We start from the raw sequence: 14,052 nt of genomic DNA, 5'->3' as shown, positions 1-14,052 counted from the left end.
GCGCCTTGCCTGCAACGCCAGTGGGGCTTTTTCCGATATAAGGGGCGGTCCGGCGAAAACATGCCAAGCTTTTTTGTGCCAGGCAGGCGACAAATGACACGGGAGTGACTATATGCGCGGCATCGGCGCCCCGCTGGGGCGGACAGGATCGGCTATGGACCCGCTCACACCCATGTTGACTACACACCCGTTCGACGATGACAAGCTGCGTGAAGAATGCGGCATTTTCGGCGTTTCCAACGCTGAAACGGCTTCGGCTATCGTTGCGCTTGGCCTTCACGCCCTTCAGCATCGCGGTCAGGAAGCCGCCGGCATCACCAGCTGGGACGGCCATGATTTCCACACCCATCGCGCCATGGGGCATGTCGCCGGCAATTTCGACCGCGACGAGGTGATTCGGGCGCTCCCGGGCCATTATGCCTGCGGCCATGTGCGCTATTCGACCACGGGTGAAACCTCGCTCCGCAACGTCCAGCCGCTCTATGCCGAACTGAATTCAGGCGGCTTCGCGGTCGCCCATAACGGCAACATCTCCAATGCCATGAAGCTGCGCCGCGAACTCATTCGCCGTGGTTCCATCTTCCAGTCGACCTCCGACACCGAAGTCATCATCCATCTGGTCGCCACGTCGACCTACCGGACGCTGCTCGACAAGTTCATCGACGCGCTGAAACAGGTGGAAGGCGCTTACTCCCTCATCGTCATGACGCCCGAAGGCATGATCGCCTGCCGCGATCCGCTGGGCATCCGGCCGCTGGTGATGGGCCGCATCGGCGACGCCACCGTCTTTGCCTCGGAAACCGTGGCCTTCGATGTGATTGACGGCGAATATATCCGCTCTATCGAGCCAGGCGAACTCGTCATCGTCACGCATGACGGCGAAGTGCGGAGCCATCGGCCCTTCGGCGAAACGCATCCGCGCCCCTGCATTTTCGAGCATGTCTATTTCAGCCGCCCCGATTCGATCGTGGACGGTTCCAGCGTCTATTCAGTCCGAAAGGCCATCGGCGCTCAGCTCGCCATCGAAAATCCGGTGAATGCCGATCTGGTCATCCCCGTGCCCGACAGCGGCGTCCCCGCGGCTTTGGGCTATGCTCAGCAATCGGGCATTCCTTTTGAGCTGGGTATCATCCGCTCGCACTATATCGGCCGCACCTTCATCCAGCCGGGTGACAAGGTCCGCCATCTGGGCGTGAAGCTCAAGCACAACGCCAACCGCGCGCTGATCGACGGCAAGCGCGTCGTGCTGATCGACGATTCGATCGTGCGCGGCACCACCAGCCTCAAGATCGTGCAGATGATGCGCGAAGCGGGCGCGGCCGAAGTCCATATGCGGATCGCCAGTCCGCCCACGCGGCATAGCTGCTTCTACGGCGTAGACACGCCTGAACGCGGCAAGCTGCTGGCGCATCGCCTGGACATCAAGGGCATGCAGGATTTCATTCAGGCGGACAGCCTGTCCTTCGTATCCATCGATGGCCTCTACAAGGCGCTGGGCGAAGCGAAACGGGCCGACATCCGCCCGCAATATTGCGATGCCTGCTTCACCGGCGATTATCCCACCACGCTCACCGATCAGGATGATGCCGTGGTTCAGAACCAGTTCGAAATGCTGGCTGAAAGAGTGGTCTGAGTTTCAGGCCACCTCTCCCTCCGCCGCTCTCCACCCCTGACGCGCCTCACCCTGCGTGAGCACGATTGGATGTTTCATCATGACCGATACCCTTCCTCTTTCCGGCAAGCTCGCGCTCGTGACCGGCGCCAGCCGGGGCATCGGCGCCGCCACCGCTGAGGCACTGGCGGCGGCGGGCGCGCATGTCATCCTCACCGCCCGCACCAGCGGCGGGCTGGAGGAAGTGGAAGAACGCATCCATGAAGCCGGCGGCCATGCGACCATAGCGCCGCTCGACTTGATCGACGGGGAAAGCATCGGCAGGCTCGCTCAGGCCATCAGCGGCCGGTGGCAGGCGCTCGACATCCTCGTCCTCAACGCCGCCACCCTGGGTTCGCTGGCCTCGGTTCCCGCCATCGACGCCAAGGAATTTGCGCGCCAGTTGACGCTTAACATTGCCGCACCGCAGGCGCTGATCGCCGCCTTCGACACCATGCTCCGCGGTAGCAAGGATGCGCGAGTCGTCGCGCTGACCTCCTCCGTGGCCGCCACGCCCCGTGCCTATTGGGGTGCCTATGGCGCATCCAAGGCCGCGTTGGAAACACTGGTCGGCGCCTATGGCGAGGAAGTGAAGAACATCTCCGCCATCCGCACCCACATCGTCGATCCGGGCGCCACCCGCACTGCCATGCGCGCGCGGGCATTCCCCGGCGAAGATCCCGCAACGCTGAAGGAACCCAAGGTCGCCGCCGCCGCCATTGTCGACATGATTCTGGCCGATACGCCGACCGGCTATCGCACGCGGATCGACTAACGCGCTGATATTCAGTCGGGCTTGGCCAGCGTCACCTGCGCGACATCGATGGTGCCGCCTAGGAATCCGCCTTCGCAATACATCAGATAATAGCGCCACAAATCCACGAAATGTTGGTCGAAACTGGCTGGCAACTGTCCCGCGTCGAGCGCGCGCTCAAACGTCTCACGCCAGCGCCGCAGCGTTTCGGCATAGTGCAGGCCAAAGCGCGATACGTCGCGCCATTCCAGCCCCTGCTGCTCGGCAAGAGCACGGAACCGGCTTTCAGAAATCAGCATCCCGCCGGGGAAAATATAGGTCTGGATGAAGTCCGCGCCGCGCGCATAGTCTTCGAATATCGCATCGTCGATCAGGATATACTGGATCGCCGCACGGCCGCCCGGCTTCAGCAGCCGATGGATCGCGGCCAGATAATCGGGCCAATAACGCTGCCCCACCGCTTCCACCATCTCCACGCTGGCGATGGCGTCATATTGCCCCTCCGCATCGCGATAGTCGGTCAGCAGGACGGTGGCGCCCGACCCCAGCCGGTCCCGCGCATAATCCGCTTGCTCGGTCGAGAGCGTCAGGCCGTCATAGCGCACGCCCCACCGCTCCATCGCCCGCTCGCCCAGCCCGCCCCAGCCGCAGCCGATCTCCAGCAGGGCAGCCCCGTCGCGCAGGTCGAGCCGGTCCAGAATCGCATCGACCTTTCGCCGCTGCGCCGCCTCCAGACTCTCCGTGCGATCTTCCGGATCAAGGAACAGCGCACTCGAATAATGCATGTCCGCATCGAGCCAGAGCGCGTAGAAATCATTCCCCAGATCATAATGATAGGCGATGTTCCGGCGCGATCCGATTCGGCTGTTTCGCCGCGCCCAGTGCAGCGCGCACCCGGCCCATCTCACCGGCCCCCTCGGCCGCGCGACATTGCCCAGCGCCACGGCATTCCTCATGAACAACGCGAAAAGCGGCACAGGATCGGGGCTGGTCCATTCGCCCGCGGCCCATGCCCGATACCAGCCGACCGAACCGCCGGTCGCCAACCGCAATAGCGCGCGCCAGTGGAGGACATGCACCTCGCAAACCGGCCCGGCTCCCCGTCCGCCCAGAATCCGACGTGTGCCGTCCGGCAGCACAGCCTCCAGCGCGCCGGCCTCAAGCCCCTTGTCGATCCTGTCCAAAAGCTTGTGAAAGCGCGGTCCGACCACCCTTGCCAACAGGCTGGCCGGGCCATGGGCGGGAGGACGCTGGACGTTCAGAGCCGCCTTTCCACGTCGGGGGTCGATCGCATTCATGACGCTCGTCTCTGCCTCAAGCCGCTCCCGGCCGCAATGCCGCACGAAATCCGATTCGATCCATGGACGTGCGCCGTTGCCATGCCTATTTCATGTCCGGATTGTTAATGTCGTCCCATGCCACGATGCCATGGCGGGATGCTATATATAGGGATCTGTGGCTTCCATGCCAAAGGATGAAGAACTGGGCTATCGCCCGTGCGTCGGGATCATGCTCGTCAATATGGAAGGGCAGGTCTTTGTCGGTCAGAGAATCGATAACCGGGCGGAAGCCTGGCAGATGCCGCAGGGCGGCATCGACGATGGCGAGGACGCGAAGGCGGCCGCCCTGCGTGAACTGGGCGAGGAAACCGGCATCCATCGCAAGCATGTGGAAATCATCGCCAAGGCGCGCGACGAGCATTTCTACGACCTGCCGCCTGAACTCGTCGGTCAGATCTGGGGCGGCAAATATCGCGGCCAGCGGCAGATATGGTTCCTTGCCCGCTTTCTGGGGGAGGACGGAGACATCGACATCGAAACGCCGCACCCGGAATTTCGCGCATGGAAATGGACGGCGCCTGAAACGCTGCCCGATCTCATCGTTCCCTTCAAGCGCAAGCTGTATCGCGACATCTTGCAGGAATTCCAGTCGCTCATCTGAACGGTTCATCCCATCGGGGTTATATTTCACGGGTGAGCGGCTATGACGGCGCGATGCGTCACCGTCTACTGCTCCTGCCATTGCCCTTGTTCGTCACATCCCTCGCCCATGCGGAGGAACCGCCTCTCCTGCCCCCCGCCGTGCGGGAGATGTTGGAAGCCGCCATCGCCAATGGCAATGAGACGGAGATCGTCACCGTCGCCAAGATCGCGCGGCAGACCAATCCCGCCTCGTCCGACGAAATCCAGCGGATGGTGGCGAGTTGGAAGGACCGGACCAAGGCAACCCATGATGCCGTGATCCGCGAGGCCCGTTTCATCGACCTGTGGACCGGACGGATCGAAGCGGGCGGTTTTCGCTCCACCGGCTCCACCAGCGAAATCGGCATCAGCGCCAGCGCGACTGCGACCCGGACCGGCATTGAATGGACTCACAAGTTCACCGCCAACGCCGACTATCGCCGCGCCAATGGCGTGACATCCCGCGAGCGTTATTTCACCAGCTATGAACCGCGCTATCAGTTCGATCCACGCGGCTTCGCTTATGGCCTCGCCCAGTTTGAGCGGGACACGTCGATCGGCTATGACGAACGCTACACGGCGTCGGCAGGTATCGGTTACAAGCTGATCGTCAGCAAGAAAGTCGACCTGACCGTGGATGCGGGGCCTTCCATCCGTCATGCAAAATATGTGATCGGCGCGCGCGAAACCAAGTTGGGCGGCCGTGCTTCCATGGACTTGGCGTGGCGCATCACCCCCACATTGACCTTCAAGCAGACCGCGTCGGGCTATGCCGAAAGCGATGTGGTCACCCTCAATTCCCTGACAGCACTGGAAACGAAAGTCACCGATCGCTGGTCGGCCGCCTTTTCCTACAATGTCCAGTATGAATCGGAAACGCTGCTTTCCGCCCGGGATTTCGACACGCTGACCCGCCTAACCCTCAGCTACGATTTCTGACCTTCCGCCTACAAATTTCACGAGGGGTGGAGAGCCGCGCCGCGCTCTGTTAGACCACCGGAAATGACAGCCATTTCACCCGTGGAACAGGCCGTTCTGGACCATGCGTCGGCGGCGCCGATGCTGGAGCAGGTGCAGGCATGGTCCGCCATCAACAGCGGCTCGCGCAATCTGGATGGCCTCGCCCGGATGGCGGCCCTGTTGGCAGACGCTTTTTCCGCTTTGCCCGGCGACATCCGCCTGATCGATCCTGCCCCGGTGGAAAACGTCTCCCCCGATGGCGCGCTGCTGCAAATCGATCACGGCCGCCATCTGCTCCTTTCCGTCCGCCCGGAAGCGCGGGTCCGCGTCCTGCTGACCGGCCATATGGACACGGTCTTCGCCGCCGATCACCCCTTCCAGGCGCAGCGATGGCTGGACGACGCGGTGCTGAACGGCCCCGGCGTCGCAGATATGAAAGGCGGTCTCGCCATCATGCTCGCCGCGCTTCAGGCCGTGGAAACATGGGAAGGCCGCGCCACTTTGGGCTATGACGTCCTCATCAACAGCGATGAGGAAGTGGGCAGTGCCTCCTCCGCCGGCCTGCTGCGGCAGAGGGCGGCGGGCAAGGTCGCGGCCTTCACGTACGAACCCGCTCTCCCCGACGGCACGCTGGCAGGCGCGCGGGCGGGCAGCGGCAATTTCTCCATCATCGTCACGGGTCGCAGCGCCCATGCCGGCCGCAATCCCGACGAGGGCCGCAACGCCCTGCTCGCCGCCGCCGACCTCGCGCTGCGTCTCAAGGCGGCGAGTGGCCGCGGCTTTTCCTGCAACCCGGCGCGAATCGACGGGGGCGGCCCCAATAATGTCGTCCCCGACCACGCCATTCTCCGCGTCAATTTCCGCCCCCGCGCGCCCGCTGACGAAATCGCCGTCCGCCGCCTGATCGAAGACAGCATGGAAGCCGTCGCCCGCGACCATGAAGTCGCCATGCACCTCCACGGTGGCTTCGGACGTCCGCCCAAACCCATGGACGAAAAGGCGGAAAATCTCTTCAATCTCGTCCGCCGCTGCGGCGCGGATCTGGGCCTCTCGATCGACTGGCGCGACACGGGGGGCGTGTGTGACGGCAACAATATCGCGGCCTGCGGCGTGCCGGTGGTCGACACGATGGGCGCGCGGGGCGGCGCCATCCACAGCCCGGACGAATATCTGATGACGGACAGTCTGCCCGAACGCGCCCGCCTGTCCGCGCTGGCGCTGATGCGGATCGCGCAGGGGCATTATTGAGAGAGGATGACGGCTTGACCTTCTTCATGCGGACTGCGCGGGCGGATGACCTTCAAACCCTCTATGAGATGGCGAAGCTGACGGGCGGCGGCTTCACCAATCTGCCCCCCGACCGCAAATCCTTGGCTGCCAAACTCGAACGGACCGAACAGGCCCTCTCCCGCACGGACGAGAGCATCCAGGACGAACTGATCCTGATGGTGCTGGAAAATGCCCGGACCGGACAGGTGCGCGGCACCTGCCAGATATTCAGCACGGTCGGGCAAAGCTGGCCCTTTTATTCCTATCGCCTCGGCGTCCTCACGCAGCACAGCCGCGAACTGGGCCGCACCTTCCGCGCGCAGATGCTGTCGCTCACCACCGATCTCGAAGGCTCCACCGAAGTCGGCGGCCTCTTCCTCCACCCCCGCGAGCGCGCAGAAGGGCTGGGCCTGCTCCTCGCCCGCAGCCGCTATCTTTACATCCGTAACCACCGCCCGCGCTTCGGCGACCAGATCATCGCGGAACTGCGCGGCGTCATCGACGAAGCGGGCGGATCGCCTTTCTGGGACGGCCTTGCCGGGCGCTTCTTCGGCATGAGCTTTCAGGAAGCGGATGAATTCAACGCCATCAACGGCAACCAGTTCATCGCCGACCTGATGCCCAAGACGCCGATCTACACCGCCATGCTGACCGACAGCGCCCGCGCCGTCATCGGCCTGCCCCACCCCAATGGCCGCGCGGCAATGCGGATGCTGGAGACGGAAGGTTTCACCAACCCCGGCTATGTAGACATATTCGACGGCGGCCCGACCATGGTGGGCCAGATCGACTCGCTCCGCACCATCGCGCAGGCGCGCGACGTCACCCTTTCCGCCCTGCACGACAAAAGCGGGGACAAGATGCTGATCGCCACCGGCCGTCTTGCCGATTATCGCTGCACCTACGGCTTCGTGCGCGAGGACGAGGATGGCGCGATCTCGCTGGACGCGGACAGTGCGGCCCTGCTCGGCCTTGAGCCGGGCGAGACATTCAGCATGGCGGGGCGGGCATGAGCGTCAGGGAAATCAATTTCGACGGGCTGATCGGTCCCAGCCACAATTATGCGGGCCTCAGCCTGGGCAACCTCGCCTCCGCCCGCAATGCCGGAGCTGTATCCCGCCCCCGCGCCGCCGCGCTGCAAGGGCTGGAGAAAATGCGCGAAACCATCCGCCTCGGCCTGACGCAGGGCATATTTCTGCCCCAATGGCGGCCCGACAATGCCTGGCTCGCCGCGCTCGGCACTAGTGTCAGCCATGCCGAGCCGCATATCCGCGCCGCCGCGATGTCCGCCTCCTCCATGTGGGCCGCCAACGCGGCGACCGTCTCCCCCGCCAGTGACACCAGCGATGGACGCACCCACCTCACCGTCGCCAATCTCGTGACCATGCCCCACCGCAGCCATGAATGGCCCCAGACGCTTAAGCAGCTTCAGATCGCCTTCGGGGCCAGCGACGCCTTCACGGTCCACGGTCCCATTCCGGCCCCTTTCGGCGACGAAGGCGCGGCCAATCACATGCGCCTCGCCGAAAGCCACGGCGCGCCCGGTGTCGAGGTATTCGTTTACGGCCAGTCCGGCGGCCCCTTCCCCGCCCGCCAGCATGTCGAGGCCAGCAAAGCCGTCGCCCGCCTCCACAGACTCGCCCCCGCCCGCACCCTCTTCGTCCAGCAATCGGAGGAAGCCATCGCGGCGGGCGCCTTCCACAATGACGTGGTCGCCGTCGCCAATGAGCGCGTCCTCTTCACCCACGAACAGGCGTTCGCCGACAAGGAATCCTTCTACGCCGCCCTGCGCGCCGCGCTCCCCTCCGTCGAAATCGTCGAAGTCCCCGCCAGCGCGGTCAGTCTCACCGACGCGATCCGCAGCTATCTCTTCAACGCGCAGCTCGTGACGCTTCCCGACGGAGCCCTCTCGACTTCGCTCGGGACAGGCATGGCCCTCATCCTCCCCACCGAAGCGCAGGAAACGCCCGCCGTCTGGTCCTGGCTCGAACGGATGGTGGCGGGCAACGGCCCCATCCGCCACCTGATCCCCGTCGACGTGCGGCAATCCATGGCGAACGGAGGCGGCCCCGCCTGCCTGCGCCTGCGCGTCGTGGCCGATCCCGCCGACATCGACCCCCGCTTCCTCCTCGACGAAGCCAAGCTCGACCGCATCGCCGCCATTGTCGCGGATTACTGGCCGGAGGAAATCGCTCCGGACGACCTTGGCGACACCCGGCTCATCGCGCGGATCGAACAATCATGGTTAACGCTTGTTGACCATTTGCAGCTTTCGGGCGACTTAATCCCATAGCGGCGGGCGGATGTCGCCAGGTGGGACTGCAATGGAACGGATCAAGCGCCTTTTCACGATCAAGACCAAGTTCGAGGCGTTTCTGGTGATCTACGCCCTTGCCCTTGGCGCGACGGAGCGAGGCATAGTCTATATGCATCAATATCCCGGCTTCGGCGGCCAGTTGCTCGCGCTTGCCTGCACCGGCGCGGTGTTCATGGCGGGCGGCAAGATCCTTGATGCCGTGGAAATGCAACGAGCTTTTTCCCGCTGACCCATTCTCCTCGTTGACGGGCGGGATACCTCCACTTTCGATACGTCTGCGCCTTCGCGTCTCTCAGCGCGCATGTATCCTTTTCTCATAATAATGATGAGGAAGGGGATCGTCCCATGTTGAATGATCGCTACGGCCGAAGCGTCCCGGCTGCCGAGCTTGTCCGCAATTTCGCTCATTGGCGGGAAATTGGCGTGCAGGAACCATTGCTCGTCACGCATCACGGGCGCGAAACGCATATCTTCATGGGGCTGGACCGATTTCGCACCCTGACCCTGAACGGACCGGAAACTCCGCCCGGCCCGGACCATCTTTCCCAGCTATCGACCTGGATTCATCAGGGGCTCATCCTGTGCCGCGCCGATTACACGATCGGCCATGTCAATCCTGCCGCACTGGCCATGACGCGCCGATGGGATCGGCATCTGGCGGGACTGCCGCTCTGGGAAGCCCTGCCCGAACTGGCTGAATCCCTCACCCAATCGCATATCCGGCACAGCATGGAGTCGGGAGAGGGCAGCGCGGCCGACATCCCCTCCCCCTTCCGGGAGAATTGCTGGATACGGTTTGAAACCTTCCCTTTTCCCGATGGCGTGGCCCTGCTGTTGAGCGACATTACGGAAGATGTGCGGCGCAACCGCCTGGCCGATGCGAAAGCCGCCTTGATGCAGGCCATGTGCATCCATGGCGGCGTGGGCCATGTGAAGGTGTCGAGCCGGGGATTCATCGAATTTGCGGACGACATGTTTTGCGCGATGGTCGGGCTGCCGCTCGACCGGCTGATCCACATCAGCCTGACCGATCTGGCCGATCTACCCGCCCGGCCCCGTTTGCGTGAGGAACTGGACCATGTCCTGCGCGGCGAAGGGGAACGCAAGATCGCCACCAGCCTGCTCGCCAACACCGGGGCCGTCGTTCCGGCCGAGATCGGCATCGCGCCTTTGCAGGGTCTCTATGGTTCCGAAGGCGCCGTGCTGGTCATCACGCGGAGGGAGGAACCCGTAAATTCCGTAAAATGAATCCATTTCGGAGGAATAATTCCATTCACCGATAGGGATGGTTTTCCTTTTCCCCTCCCCGCGCGCCGTCTGCCAAAATTACTTACGCAAATCGCGCATCTTCGCTCCACTTGCGGGAAAACCGTCCATTGAACCGGCCTGGCTAGGCTGGAGTCATGGAAAAGCCCCTGCATCCTGCCCGAATGGCCAAGCCGCTCAAGCGAGACATGCGCGGCAGCGTCCTGGTGGAAGCTGCCATCGCGCTCCCCCTGCTCATCGCTCTGTTGCTGGGCATATTGATCTACGGATCATGGTTCATGACGGCGCACAGCCTGCAACAGGCCGCCAATGAAGCCGCCCGCTCTGCCGTAGCAGGACTGGACGCGCCGGAACGGCAGGCGCTGGTGCAACAGAGCGTGGCCGCAAGCGCCGCATCCCTGCCCCTTCGCAACAGCCATCCCATCGGCGTGAACAGCAGCGAGAACGGCGGCTACTTCACCGTCACGCTTGATTACGACCTGTCGGGCAATCCCCTCTTCTCCTCCTCCTTCATACCCGTTCCCTCGCGCACCCTTGAACGCAGCGCCGTCATAAGGATCGACGCACGATGAAGTCATTTTCGCACAGGTTCAGGCCATTTTGCCGCGATCAAAAAGGCGGCGTCACGATACTGCTCGCCGGATCGCTGCTGATGCTCGCGGGGTCGGCGACGGTTGCGGTGGACCTTGGCTCCATCTATCTCGCCAAGCGTCAGTTGCAAGGCATTGCGGATGCCGCCGCGCTCGCCGCGGTCAGCGGAGGTCGCCCCGCCGCCGAACAGCTCATCGCCCGCAGCGGCATCAGCGGCATCTCCCTCACCTCCGTCGAGGACGGCCAATATCGCCCCGACCCCTCCGTCCCCGTCAGCGACCGTTTCGTCGCGGGCGATCCGGCCGGCGGCGCGCTGCGTCTGGAAGTGCGGCGGCGCACGCCCCTGTTTTTCGGCCGTTTGCTGGTGGGTAAGGACGGCGTAAACCTCAACGCCCGCGCCACCGCCGCGCGCAAGGATGCCGCCGCTTTCTCCATCGGCACGGGGCTGGCTTCGGTCAGCGATGGCCTGCCCAACATGCTGCTTTCCAGCCTTGCCGGGACCAGCCTCAATCTTTCGGTGATGGATACGCAGGGGTTGCTCAATGCAAAGGTGGACCTTCTCGGCATGGCCGACGCCCTGCAACTCAGGCTCGGTCGTCAGGACGAAGCCTTCGCCCAATTGTTCGACCGCCACATTCCCGTCGGCGACATCGTCAATGCCGTTGCCGATGGCGTGACGGACAGCCAGACCGCCGCCACACTGCGCCGCATCGGCAACAGCATCCCCGGCCGCACCGTGCGCCTCAAGGACATTATCGATCTGGGACCGTCCGGAAGCACGGGCGACGCGACCGGGCAGCCGACCATTTTGATGGACGCCTTCTCAATGCTCCGCATGATCCTGAACCCCGGGCCGGGAACATCCGTGCCCGTCGATCTGCAACTGGGCGTCCCCGGCCTCAGCAGCACCCGGCTCAAGCTGATCCTGGGCAGCGGTGAAGCGCGCTCCCCGCTGCTCAGCATCACCTCGGATCGCAATGTCGTATTGCGGACGGCCCAGACGCGCATCTATCTGGAAAGCAGCGTGGCGGCGGCGCTTGCCCCCCTCGCATCTGTCCGTATTCCCCTCTATGTCGAACTTGCCTCGGCCGAAGCGCGCCTGTCCGACATCAATTGCGCCCGAAGCGCACCCGGCAATGGCGTCACGCTGCTGGTCACACCTTCCATCGGCACCGTGGCGCTGACCGACGTCGATACGAATGCGCTGACCAATTTCTCCACGCCGCCCAACCTCCGACCCGCAACACTGGCGCAGGCGCTCGGCACCCGCGTCACCGGCTATGCCAATATCGCATTGGGGGGCGTTCAGGCGCAGCCGGTCCATTTCTCTCCGGCGGAAATCAGCGCCCAGCAGACCAAGACCGTCCACACCCAGGATCTGACGCAGGGCCTCGCCGTCAGCCTCCTGAAACAGGCGCAGATCGACGTTTATCTTCTCGGGATCAAGGTCGGCCTCAGTCCCCTGACCGCCCCTATTGGCGCGCTGCTGGGCACGACCGCGCCCCTGCTCGACGGCATATTGAACAATGTGACCGCGCTGCTGGGCGTCCGGCTGGGCACGGCGGATGTGCGCGTTCATGAAATGCGCTGCGGCATAGCCACAATCGTGGCCTGAACCCTTGCCATGCTCCTCTCCTGCCTTCAGGGAGCAAGGCCATGGGCGCCATCATGCTACAGGGAACCGGATCAGACGTCGGCAAGTCCGTGCTCGTCGCCGGACTATGCCGCGCGCTGGTGCGGCGCGGCTACCGCGTCCGTCCCTTCAAGCCGCAGAACATGTCCAACAACGCCGCCGTGACCATCGACAGCGGAGAGATCGGCCGCGCGCAAGCCTTGCAGGCCATGGCCGCGGGCGTCGATCCGCATAGCGACATGAACCCCGTCCTGCTAAAGCCTCAGGCCGATCACACATCGCAGCTCATCGTTAACGGCCGCGTGCGCGGAACGCTGGGTGGAGGGAATTTCCGGCAGGCGCGCGGACAGCTTCTTTCCGAAGTGATGGACAGCTTCAACCGGCTCAGCGCGCAATGCGACATCGTCGTCGTGGAAGGCGCGGGATCGCCCGCCGAAATCAACCTGCGCGCGGGCGACATCGCCAATATGGGCTTCGCTCGTGCAGCCCATGTGCCGGTGATACTGGTTGGCGACATCGACCGGGGCGGCGTCATCGCCTCCATAGTCGGCACCAAGGCCGTGATCGATCCAGAAGACGCCGCCATGATCCGGGGCTTCCTCATCAACAAGTTCCGCGGCGATCCCGCCCTTTTCGAGGATGGCTACCGCCAGATCGAATCGATTTCCGGCTGGCGCGGTTTCGGCGTCATTCCATGGCTCAGCGCCGTCGCCCGCCTGCCCAGCGAAGACGCCGTCATCCTCGAAAAGAACCGGCGCTCGGATAGCACGCGCTTCACCATCGCCTGCCCCATATTGCCCCGCATCTCGAATTTCGACGACCTTGATCCTTTCAAGATCGAACCCGACATCGACCTCGTCATGGTGCCTCCCGGCAGCCCCATTCCGGCGGAAGCATCCCTCGTCATCCTGCCCGGATCGAAAGCGACCGTGGCCGACATGCAGGCCATGCGCGCGCAGGGGTGGGACATCGACATCCTCGCTCACCACCGGCGCGGTGGCGCTGTGCTGGGGATATGCGGCGGTTATCAGATGCTGGGCCGCCGTATCGCCGACCCGCATGGCATCGAAGGCCCGGCGGGCACGATAGAGGGGCTGGGCCTGCTGGACATCGAAACCATATTGTCCGGCGACAAGACCCTGCAACAGGTGGCGGGACGTGCGCTCGGCGCCCCCTTCACCGGCTATGAAATGCATATGGGGCAGAGCGCCGGTCCCGATTGCGGCCGTCCCTTCGCGCATCTGGATGAGGAGCGCCCCGACGGAGCATCCAGCCCCGACGGGCGTGTGCTCGGCACCTATGTCCATGGGCTGTTCGGCAGCACCGTCTTCCGCAAGGCTTTTCTGAACCGGTGGAACCTGTCTTCTTCGGAACAGGATTATGGCGCCAGCGTGAACGCCGCGCTCGATGACATTGCGATGCAACTGGAGGCGCATGTCGACATCACCTCCCTTATCGATCTCGCCACAAACTGAAAGCAGCGCGGTCGATATTCAGTCGATATTTGCCTATATTTCATCCCGCTTTATCACGCGGGACAGCATCGCCGCATTACAACAGTATATCACCACCATAGTTCCGTTCACCGTTCCATCTGAACGACCGAGCGATAAATCATTTCGGCAATGAACTGTATACCTTAATTGAAAT

13 protein-coding genes are annotated in these 14,052 nt (G+C 63.6%); 12 read left to right on the top strand and 1 reads right to left on the bottom strand.

Features of this window, described 5'->3' with window-relative positions:
* The first annotated feature begins 172 nt into the window (after positions 1-172).
* Positions 173-1,633, top strand: a complete 1,461-nt coding sequence (gene purF, locus ATN00_RS12945) for an amidophosphoribosyltransferase (RefSeq protein WP_231746271.1) — start codon at positions 173-175, stop codon at positions 1,631-1,633.
* A 79-nt stretch (positions 1,634-1,712) separates the two neighbouring features.
* Positions 1,713-2,426, top strand: a complete 714-nt coding sequence (locus ATN00_RS12940; RefSeq protein ID WP_062065259.1) for an SDR family NAD(P)-dependent oxidoreductase — start codon at positions 1,713-1,715, stop codon at positions 2,424-2,426.
* Positions 2,427-2,437: 11 nt separating this feature from the next.
* On the opposite strand, the gene ATN00_RS12935 is transcribed toward ATN00_RS12940, so the two are convergent.
* Positions 2,438-3,703, bottom strand: coding sequence for an SAM-dependent methyltransferase (locus tag ATN00_RS12935; protein ID WP_062065256.1), 1,266 nt, complete (start codon positions 3,701-3,703; stop codon positions 2,438-2,440).
* A gap of 166 nt (positions 3,704-3,869) precedes the next feature.
* Between ATN00_RS12935 and ATN00_RS12930 the strand changes: the two genes are divergently transcribed.
* The 10 genes from ATN00_RS12930 (at position 3,870) to ATN00_RS12885 (ending at position 13,877) form a co-directional block, all read left to right on the top strand.
* Positions 3,870-4,346 (top strand): RNA pyrophosphohydrolase, encoded by a 477-nt coding sequence (locus tag ATN00_RS12930; protein ID WP_197413599.1) that lies wholly within the window; start codon positions 3,870-3,872, stop codon positions 4,344-4,346.
* A 53-nt stretch (positions 4,347-4,399) separates the two neighbouring features.
* Positions 4,400-5,305, top strand: a complete 906-nt coding sequence (locus ATN00_RS12925; protein ID WP_062068770.1) for a DUF481 domain-containing protein — start codon at positions 4,400-4,402, stop codon at positions 5,303-5,305.
* A 63-nt stretch (positions 5,306-5,368) separates the two neighbouring features.
* Positions 5,369-6,574 (top strand): hydrolase, encoded by a 1,206-nt coding sequence (locus ATN00_RS12920; protein WP_062065250.1) that lies wholly within the window; start codon positions 5,369-5,371, stop codon positions 6,572-6,574.
* A 14-nt stretch (positions 6,575-6,588) separates the two neighbouring features.
* On the top strand, positions 6,589-7,608 hold the full coding sequence (locus ATN00_RS12915) for an arginine N-succinyltransferase (protein ID WP_062065247.1): 1,020 nt from the start codon (positions 6,589-6,591) through the stop codon (positions 7,606-7,608).
* Positions 7,605-8,888 carry an N-succinylarginine dihydrolase gene (locus ATN00_RS12910; protein WP_062065244.1) on the top strand — a complete coding sequence of 428 codons (1,284 nt, stop codon included), beginning with the start codon at positions 7,605-7,607 and terminating at the stop codon, positions 8,886-8,888. Before ATN00_RS12915 ends, ATN00_RS12910 begins: the two co-directional genes overlap by 4 nt.
* Positions 8,889-8,919: 31 nt before the next feature.
* Positions 8,920-9,141 (top strand): hypothetical protein, encoded by a 222-nt coding sequence (locus tag ATN00_RS12905; RefSeq protein WP_062065241.1) that lies wholly within the window; start codon positions 8,920-8,922, stop codon positions 9,139-9,141.
* 116 nt (positions 9,142-9,257) lie between these two features.
* Positions 9,258-10,160 (top strand): PAS domain-containing protein, encoded by a 903-nt coding sequence (locus tag ATN00_RS12900; protein WP_062065238.1) that lies wholly within the window; start codon positions 9,258-9,260, stop codon positions 10,158-10,160.
* Between the two features lie 155 nt (positions 10,161-10,315).
* Complete coding sequence (locus tag ATN00_RS12895) at positions 10,316-10,750, top strand: TadE/TadG family type IV pilus assembly protein (protein WP_062065236.1); 435 nt, start codon at positions 10,316-10,318, stop codon at positions 10,748-10,750.
* Positions 10,747-12,384, top strand: coding sequence for a pilus assembly protein TadG-related protein (locus tag ATN00_RS12890; RefSeq protein ID WP_062065233.1), 1,638 nt, complete (start codon positions 10,747-10,749; stop codon positions 12,382-12,384). Before ATN00_RS12895 ends, ATN00_RS12890 begins: the two co-directional genes overlap by 4 nt.
* Before the next feature lie 41 nt (positions 12,385-12,425).
* Positions 12,426-13,877 carry a cobyric acid synthase gene (locus ATN00_RS12885; protein WP_062065230.1) on the top strand — a complete coding sequence of 484 codons (1,452 nt, stop codon included), beginning with the start codon at positions 12,426-12,428 and terminating at the stop codon, positions 13,875-13,877.
* Positions 13,878-14,052 lie beyond the last annotated feature (175 nt).

The sequence above is a fragment of the Sphingobium baderi genome, assembly GCF_001456115.1.
GTDB lineage: Bacteria > Pseudomonadota > Alphaproteobacteria > Sphingomonadales > Sphingomonadaceae > Sphingobium > Sphingobium baderi_A.
The sequence above is the reverse complement of the archived record's forward strand: the minus strand, read 5'-3'. Positions and strand labels throughout refer to the sequence as shown.

What these genes read in the sequence shown, in the direction of transcription:
- ATN00_RS12935 (WP_062065256.1), bottom strand. Translation starts at nt 3,703, where the DNA reads ATGAATGCGATCGACCCCCGACGTGGAAAGGCGGCTCTGAACGTCCAG.
- ATN00_RS12895 (WP_062065236.1), top strand. Translation starts at nt 10,316, where the DNA reads ATGGAAAAGCCCCTGCATCCTGCCCGAATGGCCAAGCCGCTCAAGCGA.
- ATN00_RS12920 (WP_062065250.1), top strand. Translation starts at nt 5,369, where the DNA reads ATGACAGCCATTTCACCCGTGGAACAGGCCGTTCTGGACCATGCGTCG.
- ATN00_RS12885 (WP_062065230.1), top strand. Translation starts at nt 12,426, where the DNA reads ATGGGCGCCATCATGCTACAGGGAACCGGATCAGACGTCGGCAAGTCC.
- ATN00_RS12925 (WP_062068770.1), top strand. Translation starts at nt 4,400, where the DNA reads ATGCGTCACCGTCTACTGCTCCTGCCATTGCCCTTGTTCGTCACATCC.
- ATN00_RS12910 (WP_062065244.1), top strand. Translation starts at nt 7,605, where the DNA reads ATGAGCGTCAGGGAAATCAATTTCGACGGGCTGATCGGTCCCAGCCAC.
- ATN00_RS12930 (WP_197413599.1), top strand. Translation starts at nt 3,870, where the DNA reads ATGCCAAAGGATGAAGAACTGGGCTATCGCCCGTGCGTCGGGATCATG.
- ATN00_RS12890 (WP_062065233.1), top strand. Translation starts at nt 10,747, where the DNA reads ATGAAGTCATTTTCGCACAGGTTCAGGCCATTTTGCCGCGATCAAAAA.
- purF (WP_231746271.1), top strand. Translation starts at nt 173, where the DNA reads ATGTTGACTACACACCCGTTCGACGATGACAAGCTGCGTGAAGAATGC.
- ATN00_RS12905 (WP_062065241.1), top strand. Translation starts at nt 8,920, where the DNA reads ATGGAACGGATCAAGCGCCTTTTCACGATCAAGACCAAGTTCGAGGCG.
- ATN00_RS12900 (WP_062065238.1), top strand. Translation starts at nt 9,258, where the DNA reads ATGTTGAATGATCGCTACGGCCGAAGCGTCCCGGCTGCCGAGCTTGTC.
- ATN00_RS12940 (WP_062065259.1), top strand. Translation starts at nt 1,713, where the DNA reads ATGACCGATACCCTTCCTCTTTCCGGCAAGCTCGCGCTCGTGACCGGC.